The following is a 15189-nucleotide window of genomic DNA, read 5'->3' as shown; positions in this document are numbered from 1 at the left end:
GGCGAAGCCGGATCTGCGACGAGCCCTACGCGCAACGGCTCCATTTCCGAAACATACACCCGCATCGGGCCGGGGCGGCAAGACTGAATAAACGTTCAAAGTAAATTGCGGATGACGTGTGGCGCACATCTCGCATTCGACACTTCCTGTCTAATAGGGTGAGCTGACCGAAATATCGCGGGGGATTCGAAAGAACGCGATGTGCCGGTGGTGCGCGCATCGGTATCCGACAGATGCGCGTAATGATCGGGCCGTTCCGGCGTCTCTTGAAGGGGAGGCGTTGATGGGACGCTGCCCACCTTTACCCAGGGGAGAGCGCTTGTGAGCGTCAAGAAACTGTCGGCGTTCGCCGGCGCAGCAGCACTGTTGGCCATGTTGTTCACGGGAGTCGCGGCGGCTCCGGCATCCGCCGCTCCGATCGAGTCCAGTTGCGGGTACGCCAACCCGGACGGGGGCGGGAAGTTCCCGGACTCGATCTGTTGGCTCGACTTCGCCGGTTACGACTCCACGATCGGCCAGAGCGCTGACGGGCAGGACTTCGAGATGTCGCTCGGCGCCTACGACGTCGCCTACACGGTGAGTGAGCGCCCCATCTCCGGTTGGACGGCGCGCCCGGTCGTCGCGGTTCCCGCGACGAACCCCCCGTTCATCATGGGAATCCCCGGCTACTACAACGGCATCCCGGGAAGTCCGTATCTGTATGCGACCGCCGGTCAGCCGTACGGCGGCGTGGACATCATCACCTCCGACTTCCAGGTTTCGCTGAACGGCACCCCGGTCAGCGGCTACGACCTGATCGCGGCAGCTCCCGAGACACAGGATGCCGCGGTCGGCAGCGCCGGAGAGTGGATCCACTGGACCTCGGATGCCCCGATGTCGCTCATCGACTACAACTGGCTGGGCGCCGCCGGCGGATGCATGATTCCGCCGGTAGGGAACGGAACGACCGACGTGTGGTGCTACCCGGGTTCGACAGCGAACCCCGGTGTGTACGGTGCGATCTTCGCGGCGCCGTCGGCGACGCGCATCTCGGGCGGCCTCTACATGAACAACCGCGGTGAGCGCGAAGGCCTCGCCTTCGGCATCCGCACCGCCAGCGTCTCGGTCGACAAGCAGGTCGCCAGCCGCGTCGACCCCACCGACTCGTTCGACCTGAGTGTCGCATCGAGCGAGGGTCCGCTCCTGGCATCCGCCTCGACGGGCGACGCCGACTCGGCATCGACCGACGTCGTGCCGGTGATCCCGAGCGGTCCGCTCACGCTCTCCGAAGCGTCGACCGCGGGCTCTGCGAGCCCGGTGGACTACTACGACGCCGACTGGGCGTGCACCAACGCGAATGCGACCAGCACCACCGAGCTGCCGGAGGGCGCGGGTGCGAGCCAGCAGCTCGCTCTCGTCGCCGGTGACGCGGTCAGCTGCACGGTCACGAACACCGCGAAGGCGGCGTCGCTCGGCCTCGTGAAGACCGTGAGCCCGACCACCGCGGCCGCGGGCGACACGGTCGTCTACGACTTCGCCGTCACGAACGACGGCGACCTGCCGGTCGACGGTCTCGCGATCGACGAGACGGCCTTCTCGGGTACGGGCGAGCTCGGCGAGATCGTGTGCCCCGTCACCGAACTCGCCGTCGGCGAGAGCACCACGTGCCAGGCGCCCTACGAGATCACGCAGGCCGATGTCGACGCCGGTGGTGTGAGCAACGAGGCCGTCGCGACGGCGCTGATCGCCGACACCACGGTGTCGTCGGCATCCGCTGCGTCCACCGCGCTCGTCGCGGTCGAGGGTGAATCCGCCCTCGCCGTGACCAAGACGGCATCCGTATCGACCGCCGCGGTCGGCGACGACGTTCTCTACACGCTCACCGCGACGAACGCCGGCGCCGTGACCCTCTCCGATGTCACGCTGACGGACACCGACTTCTCGGGATCGGCTCCGCTGGGTGACCTCGAGTGCGACACGACCGCACCCGTGACGCTCGCCCCCGGCGATGTGCTCACCTGCACCGTGTCGTACGAGGTGCGCGCCGCCGACGTCGGCACGCTGACCAACGGTGCCGCGGGTTCCGCGGTGGACCCCGATGAGAACCTCCTCACCGGATCGGCATCCGCGGCCGTGACCGTCACCGCACCCGCAGCCCCCGGTGGCACCACCCCGCCCGCGGCCGGCCAGGCAGGCGCCGGCCTGGCCATCACCGGAGGCGACCTGCCCTGGTACGCCGCCGGCTTCGGTCTGATGCTGCTGCTCGCCGGAGCGGCGACGATGGCCGTGCGCCGCGCGCGCCGCAGCTGATCCGCAACTGACACCTGGCGCAGCACGGGGCGGGCTTGATCCTAAGCTTGTCCCGTGCTGCGCCGTCCGCTCTTCTGGGGAGTCGTCCTCCTCGCCGCCGCCCTCGCGGCGACCCTGGCCGGCGACGACCTGAGCTTCTTGCCGTTCCTCCTGATGCTGGTGGGCGGGTGGTGCTTCGGCTTCGCCTTCGTGGGCCTCACGCTGCGGATGCCGAATCGCACGGGCGTTCCCCTTCACATCGGGGTCGCCGTGGTGCTGGCCGCGCTGATGATCGTCGTGGTCGAGTTCGCCGGGCCCTGGCTCGCGACGCTCTCCGAGCCGGTGCGCGCGGTCGTGGTGGTACTGCAGATGGCCGCGATCCCGGCGGCGGGATGGATCTGGCTCGGGCTGCTCTCGCGCGTGACCTCGGTGATGAGCCGTCGAGATGCCGCGAAGCGTCCGGCTCCGGTTCTCCGCACCTGGGAGCGTGCGCCGAGCGGCGACGGCTCGGAGCTGCGCGTCGACGCGGTCGAGATGCGCATGCGCGCCCTCACGCTGGCGATCGTCGGGATGATCCTGCCGGCCGGGCTCGTGGCGTTCGTGCTGATGGTCGTGTTCGACGACCTCGCGATGAGGCTCGGCCCGCGCATCGTGATCATCGCGCTGGGCCTGCTCGTCGGGTTGCCCGTGTATTTCGTGTTCACCGCCAGTGCGCGGCGTCGGTCCGTTCCCACCGTCATCGAGTTCGGGAACGACGAGCTGCGCCTCACGGTCGGCCTGGTGCACCATCGCGTCCCGTATCGCGACCTCAACCACCTGCTGTGGAGGCCACGCAGCGACTACGCGCGCATCGAGGTGCGCGCCGAAGGCGTCGACCTGTCGCTCCTCCTGGGGCTCGTCACGCCTCCGCGCGGTGTGGAGCGCGGGCTGCCGGATCTGCCGAAGCGTGTGTTCCGGCGGCTGGAGCTCGCGGGTCTCTCGGTGGATCGATCGCGTCGCGACGAGGTCGTCACGTTCAGTCGGCCGGATACGCGTTCGTCTTCAGCGCCCGGGCGAGATGCGCGGCGTTCCGCGACGCGGTCGTGATCGTCTCCACGACCTTCTCCGGCGTCTCGTCGAGGTCCTTGTAGTCGACGTCCTGCATCGCTTCACCGTTCCAGTAGACCGACGCCTGTGCGGGGACCGTGTACCCGACGTCGTTGAGCGACTGGAAGAGGATCGCGGCGATGTGGTGCGCGCCGTCCTCGTTGCCCACGATCCCGGCGATCGCGACCTTGTCGAACAGGATCGGGCGCCCCTCGGCATCCGTCTCGGCGAGTTCGGCGTCGAGGCGCTCGAGCACCCGCTGGGCGACGCTCGAGTGCTGCCCCATCCACGTCGGGGTCACGAGCACGAGGATGTCGGCGCCGAGCACCTTCTCGCGGATGGCGGGCCACTCGTCGCCGTCCCCCATGTCGGTCTCGACGCCCGGCTTCACGGCGAGGTCGACGGCGCGCACCAGATCACCGGTGACGCCGTGGTCGGCGAGAGCGTCGAGGATCTGCGTGGCGAGCAGGTCGGAGCTCGAGTCGGCGGGGGAGGGCTTGAGTGTGCAGGTGATGGCGAGTGCGGTGAGCGCGGTGTCCATGATGACGAGTAGAGCAGCGGATGCCGCGCGCGCGAAGGGGCTTCCGCGGATCGGTGCCCTGCGCTACGCGCGGTAGGCTGGAGGGGCGGCCGCTACGACAGGAGATCCCGTGATCCTCAGCTTCATCTTCTTCCTGATCCTCTTCCTCGGAGGGATCTACCTCATGGCCTTCGCGCAGACCGCCGAGGACTACCAGGCGATCATCTTCGTCGCGGGCCTCCTGATCACGATGCTGTCGCTCGCCTTCATGATGCGCGAGCGCGGCTCGGCCACGCGGCGCTCGAAGAACTGGTCGGGCCCCTCCACCGACTGATCACGGTCGGCGCCGGCGCCCTCACTTCCTGCGCGACAACCGCATCTCGAGGTTCGCGCGCACGGCGGGCCACTCCGGCTCGATGATCGAATACTCGACGCTGTCGCGGAGTGCGCCGTTGCGGTAGCGCGACATCGCGCGCATCACGCCGTCCTGCTTGGCGCCGAGGCGTTCGATCGCCGCACGGGACTGGAAGTTGACCCACTGGGTCGTGAGTCCGACGCGGAAGACGCCGAGCGTCTCGAAGGCGTGGCGCAGGAGCAGCAGCTTCGACTCCGCGTTCGTGCCGGTGCCGTGGGCGGAGGGGCGGTTCCACGTGTACCCGATGTGCAGGCGGGGCACGTCCTCGGCGATGTCGTAGTACGAAGTCAGGCCGAGCACGCGACCGGTCGCATCGACGGCGACGAAGGGGATCATCTCGCCCTTCGCGCAGAGATCGAGCCGCCGATCGATCTCTGCGGCGACCCCGTCGGGTGCGGGCACCGAGGTGTACCAGGCCGTCTGCCAGAGGTCGCCCTCTTCGACGGCTTCGATGAGGGAGTCGCGGTACGACGCGTCGAGCGGGCGCAGTTCGACGAGGCGGCCGGTGAGCGTGACGGGCGCGGGGGGAACGAGAAAAGCCATGCGGCCATTCAACCAGCGCGGCGCTGTCGTTCACTCGGGTGGGCGAGGAGCGCCTGGTAGGCGATCACCAGTTCGACCGTGACGTCGAGCTCGAACGCGAGGCTCGCCGGGTGCGGCCCACGGAGGTTCTCGGCGGCGGCGTAGGCCTGCGGGGAGATCAGGAGGCGTGCGGCCCAGGCATCGGCCTGGCGCTCCTGGCGAGCGCGCAGGCGCGCGTGCGTCGTCGGCGCGTGACGGAGCGTGGCGTGCCCGAGTTCGTGGGCCAGGACGCTGCGGGTGGTGCGGGCGCTCATGCCGGGGGCGACGCGGATGATGCTGTGCGCGGGGTCGAAGCCGCCGCGCGTGGGGCCGGCGCGTTCGACGATGTGCAGCCCGCGCTCCTCGGCGAGGCGGAGGAGCTGCGGGTCCATGTCGTTCCTACGAGTAGAGGTCGTCGGTGTCGCGATCGTGCGGGAGGGGAGAGCCGAAGGCGACTTCAGGGACATCCTGGCCGAGGGGTGCGACATCGGGGCGGCGGTGCAGGGGAGTGATCGTCGCCGGGGCGCTCGCGATGTCGGCGCTCAGGCGCTCTTCGGCGCGCGCGAGCACGAGGTGCGGAGCGACGTTGATGATCGCGCAGACCGTGTAGACGACCGGCACGGGGATGGCGCGTTTGCCGGTGACGTAGTTGTCGAGCGCGCTCCGCGCGACTCCCGCATCGCGCGCCATGGCGGCGATGCTGCTTCCTGCGGCGGCGATCTCGGCCCGCAGCTGACGGCCGACGGCCGCGTTGAACAGCTCCGCTGATGTCTTCACACGAGTCACGATAGCACCGTGATGGATGCAGTATGCCGTCATATTGGACACACGCGGTGTTGCGTGTCGCCAATCGGGAGGATACTGTCTACGTGTGACGGCAGATGATCGACAATTGGTGGCATCCGCGATCGTCTCCGCCCTGCGTGAGAGTCAGCGTTCGAAGAGATGGCTCGCGGAGCACTCCGGAATCGCCTACTCCACCCTACGTCGCAAGCTCGACGCGCAGGCCGACATCAGCGTCGTCGACCTCGCGCGCATCGCCGAGGCGCTGGATCGTTCGCCGGCATCCCTCCTCCCTGACCTGCGCTCGGGTCGCTGACCACTGACCACTGACCACTGACGCGGGTGCCCGCCGCCGCGATATCGTGGCGCCATGAAGACCGTGCCTTTCGGAACCACCACCGCACCCGCCGTCGTCGCCGGGATGATGCGCATCGACGACAAGGACGACGCCCACATCCGGGCCCTGTACGACACGGCGCGCGCCGCCGGGATCGACTTCTTCGATCATGCCGACATCTACGGCGGACGCATGCACCACTGCGAGTCCCGGTTCGCCGCTGCCCTGCGTCTCACCGCCGCCGAGCGCGACGAGATCGTGCTGCAGACCAAGTGCGGCATCGTGCCCGACAAGGGGATGTTCGACTTCTCGTACGAGCACATCGTCGCGCAGGTCGAGGGATCTCTGCGTTCGCTGCGAACCGACCGCCTCGACGTGCTGCTGCTGCACCGCCCGGACGCGCTGGTCGAACCCGAGGAGGTCGCGCGGGCGTTCGACGAGCTCGAAGCCTCGGGCAAGGTGCGCGCATTCGGGGTGTCGAACCACACGCCGCGCCAGATCGACCTGCTGCGCACCGCGGTGCGCCAGCCCCTCGTCGCGAACCAGCTGCAGCTCTCGATCACGCACGCCCCGATCATCGCCCAGCCGATCGCGATGAACATGGCGGCCGAGGACCAGAGCATCGTGCGCGACGGCGGCGGGATCGTCGAGTACTGCCGCATCAACGGCATCACGATCCAGGCGTGGTCGCCGTTCCAGGGCGGCTTCTTCACCGGCGTCTTCCTCGGCAACCCGCAGTACGCCGAGCTGAACGCGGTCATCGACCGGCTCGCCGCCGCGCACGGCGTGACGCCGATCGCGATCGCGACGGCGTGGATCGTCCGTCACCCGGCGCGCATGCAGGTCGTCCTCGGCACCACGACGCCCGAGCGGGTGACGGATGCCGCGGCCGGGGCGGATGTCGAACTCACCCGTGAGGAGTGGTACGAGCTGTTCCGGGCTGCCGGGCACCTGCTTCCCTGATCTACTCTGAGTTCATGCCGTTCCTGTTCACGATCATCACTCTCGCGCTGACGATCGGCGCGGTGGTCGACATCGTGCGGCGCGAGGACTCGCAGGTGCGGTTCCTGCCCCGCCTCGTCTGGCTGATCGTGGTGATCCTGCTGCCGCTCCTCGGAGCGCTCCTCTGGTTCGGCCTCGGCCGGGATTACGGCGACGCGGGGATCGCGATCCCACGTCTGCGGAGGGCTCCTCGCACGGCCCCGTCGACGGGCACCGAGGCACCCCCGGCGCCGCCCCGCGACATCCGCACGACCGAGCAGCAGATCGCCGACCTCGACCGCGAGATCGAGGAATGGCGCCTGCGCGAGGAGATCGAGAAGCGCAAGCGAGATGCCGGCGAATCCGGCGGGGAAGGCCTCTGACATGGCGAAACGGGCCGTCATCGGCGGCGGCAGCGGGTTCGTCGGCACGGCGCTGACCCAGGCGCTCGAGGCCGACGGATACGCGGTGAGCGTGATCGGCCGCCACGGCCCGGACGCCCGCTGGGACGACCCCGCCTCGATCCGGCGCGTCGTCGACGGCGCGGACCTGGTCATCGGTCTCGCGGGCAAGAGCATCAACGCGCGGTTCACCGATCGCAATCGCGAGGAGATCCTCCAGTCGCGCATCGACACGACCCGCGCGCTCCACGACGCCATCGCGGGAGCCGAGCATCCGCCCGCCGTCTGGATGAACGCATCCAGCGCGGCGGTCTATCGCTACGCGCTCGACCGCGCTCAGACCGAGGCCGACACCGAGCGCGACACCGGCTTCCTGCCGGACGTGACCCGGGCCTGGGAAGCCGAGCTGTTCCGGGGCGATCTGCCGTCGACGAGGCGCGTGGCGCTGCGGATCACCTTCGTGGTCGGCGACGGTCCCGCGCCGGCACTGCTCTTCCGCCTCGCTCGCTTCGGCGTCGGCGGGCCGCAGTTCGACGGCTGGTGGTTCCCGCACCGGCGCTATCGCGGCATCGGCCCGCACCCGACCGAGCCGCGGAAGCCGCTGGGACGGCGGTCCCGCGGGCATCAGCGGTTCAGCTGGATCCACATCGACGACCTCGTGGGAGCCGTGCGGTTCATCCGCGACGACGCGCGCATCTCGGGTCCGGTGAACATGTCGGCGCCGGGCGTCGTGGACAACCGCGGACTGATGCGGGCGCTGCGTCGTGTCGTCGGGATGCCGATCGGGCTGCCCTCGTGGCGGTTCATGCTCGAGCCGGCGATGTGGGTGCTGCGCGCCGAGCCGGATCTGGTGCTCAACAGTCGGTGGATCGCTCCCGGTGTGCTCGAGGACGCAGGCTACGCCTTCGCCTTCCCCGAGCTGGAGCCGGCGCTGCGCGACGTGCGCGAGAAGGATTCACGGACCGCGCCCTCGAGCTCCGGATAGGCGAAGGCGAACCCGGCGGTCGTGAGCTTCTCGGGGATGACCCAGCGGCTCTTCAGGACCAGTTCGGTCTCGGTGCGGATGCCGATGGCGCCGAGTTCGAGCATCCATCGGGGGAGCGGGGGCCCGAAGCCGACGCCGAGCACTCGGCGCACGGTGGCCATGAACCCGGCGTTGTCGGAGGGGTTCGGGGAGGCCGCGTTCACCGGGCCCTCGATCGAGGGGGTGACCTCGAGGAAGTCGATGATCCGGGCCACGTCGTCGACGTGCACCCAGCTGAACCTCTGCGTGCCGTGGAGTGCTCCCGGGAAGTGCCCGGTTCCGGCGGTGCGGCGCGCCCGGCTGACGGGCCAGCGTCCGTCGTGCTGTGCGCCGCCCAGCCCGAGTCTCGCCAGGCGTTCGAGCGGACCGAGCACACCGCCGTGACCGAGCACGATGGCGCTGCGCAGTGCGACCCGTCGGGTGTGCGGCAGATCGTCGGCGAACAGAGCGCGCTCCCAGGCCTTCGCCACGTCCACGGAGAAACCGGCGCCGAGATCCCCGGACGACTCGGTCATCGGTCGATCCTCGGCATGGCGGTAGATCGTCGCCGTCGAGGAGTTGATCCACAGGGGTGGCGGGTCCGTCGCGTCGGCGATGGCCGAGCTCAGCGACGCGGTGGTGTCGAGCCGCGACCGGAAGATCTGGGCGCGGTTCTCGGGGGTGTATCGGCAGTTCACGCTCTTGCCGGCCAAACCGATCACGAGCGACGCGCCGTCGACGGCGCGATCGATCGCGCGCTGGTCGCCCCAGGAGATGTCGGCCCCGGATCGCGAGATCGTGATGACCTCGCGTCCGGCGGACCGCAGGCGCGGGACGAGGTGCCTGCCCATGAATCCCGAGGAGCCGCCGATGACGACGGGGCCCGCGGGGAGGGGCGTGGCATCGGTCACGGGGTCTCGCTCTCGATCACGTAGTCGAAGTAGCCCGTGTACTCGTAGACGCGACCGAGGAGTGGCGCGTCGATGGTCATGTTCACGTGGTGCTGCTGCCGGCCGTCGTCCCAGCGCTCGACGAGGCCGATGCGCGGGCGCAGAAGGCGCGGAGCGGCGATGCGCACCCGCCCGAACCGCGTCCCGACCCGTCGGATGGTGAGCACGACCGCGCCGTCCTGCACGTCGAGGTCGAAGGTCGTCACGACGGTGCGGTGAGGGCCGATCTCGTTGCGGAGGATGCGATTCTCGCCGAGGGCGACCGTGTCGGGCATGACCCAGGTGCGGCCGGGGAGGTCGAAGTACCGCACCGCGACGGCCGTGCCGCCGACGGTGCGGTTCTCGATGCGGAAGGGCACGTCGCGCTCCCACCCGGCGAACGCGACGCCCAGGGACTCGGCGATGCGGAAGACCGGCCACAGCCAGCGATGCGGGGACCCGGCTCGGGTGAAGACCCCGGTACCGATGCCGACCTGACCATCGGGGATCGTGCGGAAGTACCAGGCGGTCTTCGGGTGGAGCTCGGAGATGCGATCTCCGAGCACGCGCTCATAGGGCGAAATCATCGGGTTCTCACCGACACGTATCGTTCGACGTTGGCGGGGGAGAGCACCTCGCGGGCGACCATGATCGCCGCGCCCAGCACCGCGGCGCGCTCCCCGGTCGGGGACTGCACGATGGCGAGATGCTGCGTGGCGAGGGGGATCGATCGGCGGTAGACGACCTCGCGGACACCGGCCAGCAGGTGCTCGCCCGCTCGTGCGATGCTGCCGCCGAGCACGACGATCGAGGGGTTGAGCAGGTTCACGACCGTGGCGAGCACCTCGCCGACGTCGCGCCCGGCCTGGCGCAACGCTTCGATCGCCGCGGTGTTCCCCGCCCGCACCAGTTCGGTCACGTCTCGGCTGGTCTCGGCGTCGATCCCCTGCGCGCGCAGTGACGCGGCGATCGCGCTGCCGCTGGCGAGGTCCTCGAGGTCGCGCTCCTCATCGGCGGCGTGCGTGGACTCGGCGGAGTGCGGCACGCGGACGTGCCCCATGTCGCCGGCCGAGCCCTGCGCGCCGCGCTGCAGCTGGCCGCCCGCGATGATGCCGGCACCGATGCCGGTGGCGACCTTGACGAAGATGAGATCGGTGGTGTCGGGGAAGCTGGTGGTCTGCTCGCCGAGGGCGAGCACGTTCACGTCGTTGTCGACGAGCACCGGCACGTCGAACGTGCGCTGCACGTAGCCGGGGATGTCGAAGCGGTCCCATCCCGGCATGATCGGCGGGTTGTAGGGGCGGCCGGTCGAGTGCTCGACCGGGCCGGGCACGCCGATCCCGACGCCGACGAGCGCGCTCGTGGGCGTCTCGAGGTCGGAGAGAAGGGCCTCGGCCTCGACGAGCATCCGATCCAGCACCGGCTCGGGCCCGCCGGCGATGTCGAGCGGATGCGTGGTGGAGCCGAGGATCCTGCCGCCGAGATCGGCGATGGCGATCGTGGCGTGTGAGGCGCCGAGGTCGACGGCCAGCACGAGGCCCGCGCGCGGGTTGAAGGCGACGCGCGACGGGGGTCGCCCGCCGGTGGACGCGGCCTCGCCCGCGGCGACGAGCAGTCCGGCGGAGAGGAGGGCATCGACGCGCGCCGACACGGTGGAACGGGCGAGGCCGGTGAGGTGCACGAGGTCGGCCTTGGTGCGCGCCTGACCGTCCAGCAGGAGCTGGAAGATGTCGCCCGCGCCCGTGGAGGCGCTCGAGAGGTGGCGTTCCGCATCACTCATAGGGGTCAGTAAATCACAGGACTTCCACTGCTCAGCGGAGGAGATCTGACGATTGAGAAAAATCTTTTGACGAAGATCTAGCAAAAGTAGGAGGACTCGTGTCAGAATCATCGGCATGACAACGGACGTCACAGCTACCGGCGTCGGGACGATCCGATCCGGATTCCTCGGCGGAGGATTCATGGCCCAGGTGCACAGCCGCGCAGCACGCGCCGCCGGTGCCACCACCGCAGTGCTCGCGAGCTCCTCGCGGGAGCGGGCCCTCACCGCCGCTCAGGACCTCGGGATCGAACGCGCCGCCGAGGATCTCGCCGAACTGCTCACCCAGGACGTGGACGTGGTGCACGTGTGCACCCCCAACGCCACCCACGCCGCCTTCGCCCTCGCGGTGATCGAGGCCGGCGTGCACGTGATCTGCGAGAAGCCGCTCGCCACGCACGTCGACGACGCCCGCGCGCTCGCCGCCGCAGCCGCCGAGCGCGGTGTGGTCGCCGCGGTGCCCTTCGTCTACCGGTACCACCCGATGGTGCGCGAGGCCCGCGCCCGCGTCGCCGCCGGTGAGATCGGAGATCTCCTCACGGTGGACTGCGGATACCTGCAGGACTGGATGCTCCTGCCCGGCGACGACGACTGGCGCGTCACCTCCGCCGACGGCGGACCCTCCCGCGCCTTCGCCGACATCGGCTCGCACCTGTGCGACCTGCTCGAGTTCGTCGCGGGGGAGCGGATCGTGCGCCTCACCGCCCGCACGCGCCGCGTCTACGCCGAGCGCGCCGGGCGCGCCGTCACCAACGAGGACGCCGTGTCGATCCTCGTCGAGATGGAGTCGGGCGCGATCGGCACGCTGCTGATCTCGCAGATGGCCGCCGGCCGCAAGAACTCCCTCACCCTCGAACTCCACGGTACGCAGGCGAGCATCCGCTTCGACCAGGAGCGCCCGGAGGAGCTGTGGATCGGCGAGCGCGAGGGCAGCAGGCACCTCTTCCGCGACCCGCAGACCGCTCACCCCGGAGTCGCCCGGTTCTCGACCGTTCCCGCCGGTCACGCGCAGGGCTATCAGGACGCCTTCAACGGCTTCGTCGCCGACGCCTACGCGGCGATCCGCGGTGAGTCACCCGACGGCCTGCCCACCTTCGACGACGGGGTGCGCGCCGCTCGACTCACCGAGGCCGTGCTGATCGCCGCCGACGAGCAGCGCTGGGTCGACACCCCCGCACTCTGACCCCGGTGCACGCACCTCTCCTGATTCAACGCAGAACAGAAGGAACACAGATGACTGACAACTTCGACCTCGTGATCGTCGGCACCGGTCCGAACGGCGCGATCATCGCGCAGCAGGTGCACCAGCGGGTGCCCGAGGCGACGATCCTGGTGCTCGAGGCCGGTCGCGAGATCACCTCGGTGCCGGGCGAGCACCTCGTCGAGGCCGATGAGAGCGCGATGAACGCCTCGTACGACGACCTCATGCGCCGCGCGCGCCAGATCGAGTACGTCAAGGATGCGGTCTCGATGAGCGCGATCGAGGGCGACGGGTGGGATCCCGAGTCGTCCGGCGTGTTCCCGGCGGCGTTCTTCGGGCACAACTTCGCCGCCTTCCCGGGGGCGTCCGTCGCCTGGAACATCGGCGGGATGGGCGTGCACTGGACCGCCGCGACCCCCTGGCCCTATGCCGAGGAGATCCCCGCCTTCCTGCCGCGCGCCGAATGGGACGCCGACCTCGAGACGGCGCGCGGTCTGCTGCGCACCTACGTCGGGCCCCTCGTCGCGGGCGTGCCGAACCCGTTCGAGCAGCCGCTGTTCGCCGCTCTCCGCGAGGCCGTGCCGAGCCCCGATCCCGCCCGCGAGTTCGGGTACATGCCGATGGGCGGCGTGCCGCGCGTCGGCGAGCCCTTCGCCCGCACCGGCCCCCGGGACATCGCGCCGTTCGTCTTCGACGGAAGCGAGGCGAACGTCACGCTCCGCAGCGGCGTGCTGGTGCACCGCATCGAGCACGACGGAACGCGCGTCACCGGACTCTCCTACCGCGACCTCGTCACCGGCGAGGAAGCGACCGCCCACGGCGCGCAGGTGCTGATCGCGGGCGACGCGTTGCGCACCCCGCAGCTGCTCTGGGCCTCCGGCATCCGCCCCACCGCCCTCGGCGCCTACCTCAACGAGCACGCGACGATCGACGGCGAGGTCGACATCGACGCCTCCCGCTTCGGCCTGACGGATGCCGACATCATCCAGCCGCCCGCGGGGGAGCCGTTCATCGGCTCGTTCTGGAGCCCGTCGATCGGCGCCGCCCGCCCCGCGCACGGCCAGCTCATGGAGCGCGAGTTCGAGGGACGCCACAAGCTCAGCGTCGGATGGTACTGCGCCACCGAGATCCGCGCCGAGAACCGCATCGAGTTCTCCGACGAGCTGACGGATGCCCTCGGCATGCCGCACATGACCGTGCACTTCTCGTACTCCGACGCCGACCTCGAGGAGATCCGCCGCACCCAGGAGGTGCAGCGGACGGCAGCGGCCGTGATCGGGGACTTCCCGACCGAGGACCGCGAGGTGCAGCCCCCCGGGGCATCCCTGCACTACACCGGCACCGTCCGGATGGGCCCCGATGACGACGGCACGAGCGTCGTGGACACGGATGGTCGTGTCTGGGGCTTCGACAACCTGTATCTCGCCGGCAACGGCGTGATCCCGACCGCGCTGACGTGCAACTCGACGCTCACCGGAGCCACGCTCTCGGTGCGCATCGCCCGCGCGGTCGCCGCTTCCCTCTGACCCTGCAGTACCCCTACCCACCAAGGAGATGATCGCGATGCACTTCCACACCACTTCGCGACGCCGGGCGACGATGCTCGGAATCGCGCTGGTCACGTCCGGCGCCCTGCTGCTCACCGGCTGCGGCCGCAGCGGCGACAGCGGCGGCGGCGACGCCGGCGCTTCCACGAAGGTCGACGACGAGCCGGCCACCGGCACCCTCGAGATCTGGACGCAGGGCGCCGACGGCGCCGAACTGCCCCAGATGTTCGAGGAGTTCACGAAGGACAACCCCGACGTCGAGATCAACATGACGCAGATCCCGGAAGCGGAGTTCGCGTCGAAGATGACCGCGGCGATCACCGCGGGCACCGTGCCCGACCTGATCTACGCGTTCACCGAGACGCAGTCGTCGCTGATCTCGACCGGAGGATTCGACGCCGTGCCCGACGGCCTCGTCGACCCGGACGACTTCTTCGAGGTCATCTGGGACAACTCGGTCTACGACGACGTGGCCTACGGCGTGCCGTGGTACGCCTACGCCGACATGGTCATCTACCGCACCGACCTGGCCGAGGCCGCGGGTGCCGAGGCCCCCACCGACTGGGACAGTCTGCGCACCTTCGGTGAGGACCTCAAGGCCTCCGGTGTCGAGTGGCCGCTCGCGCTCTACGCGGCCTACGACTCGTACACCGCCCGTCAGCTGCTGACCTTCGCGAAGCAGAACGGCGGCGGGTTCATCTCCGACGACCTCTCGACGTGGACGATCAACTCGCCCGAGAACGTCGAGGCGCTCGAGTACTGGGCGGGCCTGATGGCCGACGGCCTGGCCTCGCCCGACGGCCCCGCCTTCCTCGACACGGTCTCGTGGTCGACCACCGGTAAGAACGCCGCGATCATCGACGGCGGCCCCTGGTTCGTCGGCTGGTTCGACGATGCCAACGGCGAGGGCTGGGCGGACGAGCACCTCTCGCTCGCCACGATGCCCGTCGGCCCCGACGGCGACGCCGCGACCACGGTCGGCGGCGGCAGCTGGTTCGTGCCCTCCGACTCCGAGAACAAGGACGCGGCGTGGAAGTTCGCCCGCTTCATGTCGGAGCCCGAGAGCCAGGTCAAGTGGTTCGAGATCTTCAAGAACATGCCGGCCGTGAAGTCGGCGTGGGAGGACCCGGCGCTCGCCGGGGACCGTCTGCTGCAGACGGTCGAGGCCGGTCTCGAGACCGGCGTCACCCTGCCGAAGGTCTCGACCTGGAGCCAGGTCGGCACCGTGATCGGTGAGCAGATGGAGAAGGTCGTCCGCGGCGGAGTGTCGGCGCAGGACGCTCTCGACGAGGCTCAGGCGCAGGCCGAGTCCATCGGGACGGGTAACTGACCCCGATC

The 15189-nt window shown here is 69.8% G+C and carries 17 protein-coding genes; 10 read left to right on the top strand and 7 right to left on the bottom strand.

Features of this window, described 5'->3' with window-relative positions:
* Positions 1-321 precede the first annotated feature (321 nt).
* Both ACZ5Y9_RS13090 and ACZ5Y9_RS13085 read left to right on the top strand, forming a co-directional pair.
* A complete protein-coding gene (locus ACZ5Y9_RS13090; protein WP_464471532.1) occupies positions 322-2289 on the top strand; it encodes a DUF7507 domain-containing protein in 1968 nt (655 codons plus the stop codon).
* A 54-nt stretch (positions 2290-2343) separates the two neighbouring features.
* Positions 2344-3354 (top strand): hypothetical protein, encoded by a 1011-nt coding sequence (locus ACZ5Y9_RS13085; protein WP_464471531.1) that lies wholly within the window; start codon positions 2344-2346, stop codon positions 3352-3354.
* On the opposite strand, the gene ACZ5Y9_RS13080 is transcribed toward ACZ5Y9_RS13085, so the two are convergent.
* Positions 3284-3895, bottom strand: coding sequence for a flavodoxin family protein (locus ACZ5Y9_RS13080; protein WP_464471530.1), 612 nt, complete (start codon positions 3893-3895; stop codon positions 3284-3286). The genes ACZ5Y9_RS13085 and ACZ5Y9_RS13080 overlap by 71 nt on opposite strands.
* A gap of 109 nt (positions 3896-4004) precedes the next feature.
* On the opposite strand from ACZ5Y9_RS13080, the gene ACZ5Y9_RS13075 reads away from it, so the two are divergent.
* Positions 4005-4208, top strand: coding sequence for a hypothetical protein (locus tag ACZ5Y9_RS13075; protein WP_247624931.1), 204 nt, complete (start codon positions 4005-4007; stop codon positions 4206-4208).
* Between the two features lie 21 nt (positions 4209-4229).
* Here ACZ5Y9_RS13075 and ACZ5Y9_RS13070 read toward each other — a convergent pair whose 3' ends face one another.
* Genes ACZ5Y9_RS13070 through ACZ5Y9_RS13060 form a run of 3 tightly spaced genes read right to left on the bottom strand, consistent with a single transcriptional unit; the run spans position 4230 to position 5627 of the window.
* Positions 4230-4832: a GNAT family N-acetyltransferase gene (locus ACZ5Y9_RS13070; protein WP_404598383.1), complete on the bottom strand. Its 603-nt coding sequence runs from the start codon at positions 4830-4832 to the stop codon at positions 4230-4232.
* Positions 4833-4840: 8 nt separating this feature from the next.
* Positions 4841-5242: an ImmA/IrrE family metallo-endopeptidase gene (locus ACZ5Y9_RS13065; RefSeq protein WP_247624929.1), complete on the bottom strand. Its 402-nt coding sequence runs from the start codon at positions 5240-5242 to the stop codon at positions 4841-4843.
* 7 nt (positions 5243-5249) lie between these two features.
* Positions 5250-5627, bottom strand: a complete 378-nt coding sequence (locus tag ACZ5Y9_RS13060) for a helix-turn-helix domain-containing protein (protein ID WP_247624928.1) — start codon at positions 5625-5627, stop codon at positions 5250-5252.
* A 118-nt stretch (positions 5628-5745) separates the two neighbouring features.
* On the opposite strand from ACZ5Y9_RS13060, the gene ACZ5Y9_RS13055 reads away from it, so the two are divergent.
* From ACZ5Y9_RS13055 to ACZ5Y9_RS13040, 4 genes are read left to right on the top strand one after another with little or no spacing between them, the layout of a single operon-like run.
* Entirely contained in the window at positions 5746-5949 is a 204-nt protein-coding gene (locus ACZ5Y9_RS13055) for an XRE family transcriptional regulator (protein ID WP_247956624.1), read from the top strand.
* 54 nt (positions 5950-6003) lie between these two features.
* Positions 6004-6933 (top strand): aldo/keto reductase, encoded by a 930-nt coding sequence (locus ACZ5Y9_RS13050; protein WP_247624926.1) that lies wholly within the window; start codon positions 6004-6006, stop codon positions 6931-6933.
* A 14-nt stretch (positions 6934-6947) separates the two neighbouring features.
* Positions 6948-7334: a PLDc N-terminal domain-containing protein gene (locus ACZ5Y9_RS13045; protein WP_247624925.1), complete on the top strand. Its 387-nt coding sequence runs from the start codon at positions 6948-6950 to the stop codon at positions 7332-7334.
* A 1-nt stretch (position 7335) separates the two neighbouring features.
* Complete coding sequence (locus tag ACZ5Y9_RS13040; RefSeq protein WP_247624924.1) at positions 7336-8337, top strand: epimerase; 1002 nt, start codon at positions 7336-7338, stop codon at positions 8335-8337.
* Here ACZ5Y9_RS13040 and ACZ5Y9_RS13035 read toward each other — a convergent pair.
* The 3 genes from ACZ5Y9_RS13035 to ACZ5Y9_RS13025 are packed head-to-tail and all read right to left on the bottom strand — an operon-like array spanning position 8250 to position 11064.
* Positions 8250-9206 (bottom strand): DUF1731 domain-containing protein, encoded by a 957-nt coding sequence (locus ACZ5Y9_RS13035; RefSeq protein WP_247625268.1) that lies wholly within the window; start codon positions 9204-9206, stop codon positions 8250-8252. The two genes, ACZ5Y9_RS13040 and ACZ5Y9_RS13035, sit on opposite strands and share 88 nt — an antisense overlap.
* Before the next feature lie 56 nt (positions 9207-9262).
* A complete protein-coding gene (locus tag ACZ5Y9_RS13030; protein WP_464471529.1) occupies positions 9263-9871 on the bottom strand; it encodes a DUF4166 domain-containing protein in 609 nt (202 codons plus the stop codon).
* Positions 9868-11064: an ROK family transcriptional regulator gene (locus tag ACZ5Y9_RS13025; RefSeq protein ID WP_247624922.1), complete on the bottom strand. Its 1197-nt coding sequence runs from the start codon at positions 11062-11064 to the stop codon at positions 9868-9870. The genes ACZ5Y9_RS13030 and ACZ5Y9_RS13025 overlap by 4 nt, the downstream gene beginning before the upstream one ends.
* Before the next feature lie 115 nt (positions 11065-11179).
* Here ACZ5Y9_RS13025 and ACZ5Y9_RS13020 point away from each other — a divergent pair, with 115 nt between their 5' ends.
* From ACZ5Y9_RS13020 to ACZ5Y9_RS13010, 3 genes are read left to right on the top strand one after another with little or no spacing between them, the layout of a single operon-like run.
* The gene (locus tag ACZ5Y9_RS13020; protein WP_247624921.1) at positions 11180-12286 is read left to right on the top strand and encodes a Gfo/Idh/MocA family protein; all 1107 of its coding nucleotides are present in this window, start codon (positions 11180-11182) and stop codon (positions 12284-12286) included.
* A gap of 50 nt (positions 12287-12336) precedes the next feature.
* On the top strand, positions 12337-13830 hold the full coding sequence (locus ACZ5Y9_RS13015; RefSeq protein ID WP_247624920.1) for a GMC oxidoreductase: 1494 nt from the start codon (positions 12337-12339) through the stop codon (positions 13828-13830).
* 37 nt (positions 13831-13867) lie between these two features.
* Positions 13868-15181: a sugar ABC transporter substrate-binding protein gene (locus tag ACZ5Y9_RS13010; RefSeq protein WP_247624919.1), complete on the top strand. Its 1314-nt coding sequence runs from the start codon at positions 13868-13870 to the stop codon at positions 15179-15181.
* Positions 15182-15189: the final 8 nt, after the last annotated feature.

This window comes from Microbacterium sp. T3-8 (assembly GCF_055398145.1).
Note: the sequence above shows the minus strand (reverse complement) of the source record. Positions and strands in the feature narration are given on the sequence as shown.

Excerpts from the sequence above, each read along its gene's own strand:
- ACZ5Y9_RS13080 (WP_464471530.1), bottom strand. The coding sequence starts at position 3,895 with ATGGACACCGCGCTCACCGCACTCGCCATCACCTGCACACTCAAGCCC.
- ACZ5Y9_RS13040 (WP_247624924.1), top strand. The coding sequence starts at position 7,336 with ATGGCGAAACGGGCCGTCATCGGCGGCGGCAGCGGGTTCGTCGGCACG.
- ACZ5Y9_RS13035 (WP_247625268.1), bottom strand. The coding sequence starts at position 9,206 with ATGGGCAGGCACCTCGTCCCGCGCCTGCGGTCCGCCGGACGCGAGGTC.
- ACZ5Y9_RS13010 (WP_247624919.1), top strand. The coding sequence starts at position 13,868 with ATGCACTTCCACACCACTTCGCGACGCCGGGCGACGATGCTCGGAATC.
- ACZ5Y9_RS13070 (WP_404598383.1), bottom strand. The coding sequence starts at position 4,832 with ATGGCTTTTCTCGTTCCCCCCGCGCCCGTCACGCTCACCGGCCGCCTC.
- ACZ5Y9_RS13045 (WP_247624925.1), top strand. The coding sequence starts at position 6,948 with ATGCCGTTCCTGTTCACGATCATCACTCTCGCGCTGACGATCGGCGCG.
- ACZ5Y9_RS13025 (WP_247624922.1), bottom strand. The coding sequence starts at position 11,064 with ATGAGTGATGCGGAACGCCACCTCTCGAGCGCCTCCACGGGCGCGGGC.
- ACZ5Y9_RS13020 (WP_247624921.1), top strand. The coding sequence starts at position 11,180 with ATGACAACGGACGTCACAGCTACCGGCGTCGGGACGATCCGATCCGGA.
- ACZ5Y9_RS13050 (WP_247624926.1), top strand. The coding sequence starts at position 6,004 with ATGAAGACCGTGCCTTTCGGAACCACCACCGCACCCGCCGTCGTCGCC.
- ACZ5Y9_RS13030 (WP_464471529.1), bottom strand. The coding sequence starts at position 9,871 with ATGATTTCGCCCTATGAGCGCGTGCTCGGAGATCGCATCTCCGAGCTC.
- ACZ5Y9_RS13015 (WP_247624920.1), top strand. The coding sequence starts at position 12,337 with ATGACTGACAACTTCGACCTCGTGATCGTCGGCACCGGTCCGAACGGC.
- ACZ5Y9_RS13065 (WP_247624929.1), bottom strand. The coding sequence starts at position 5,242 with ATGGACCCGCAGCTCCTCCGCCTCGCCGAGGAGCGCGGGCTGCACATC.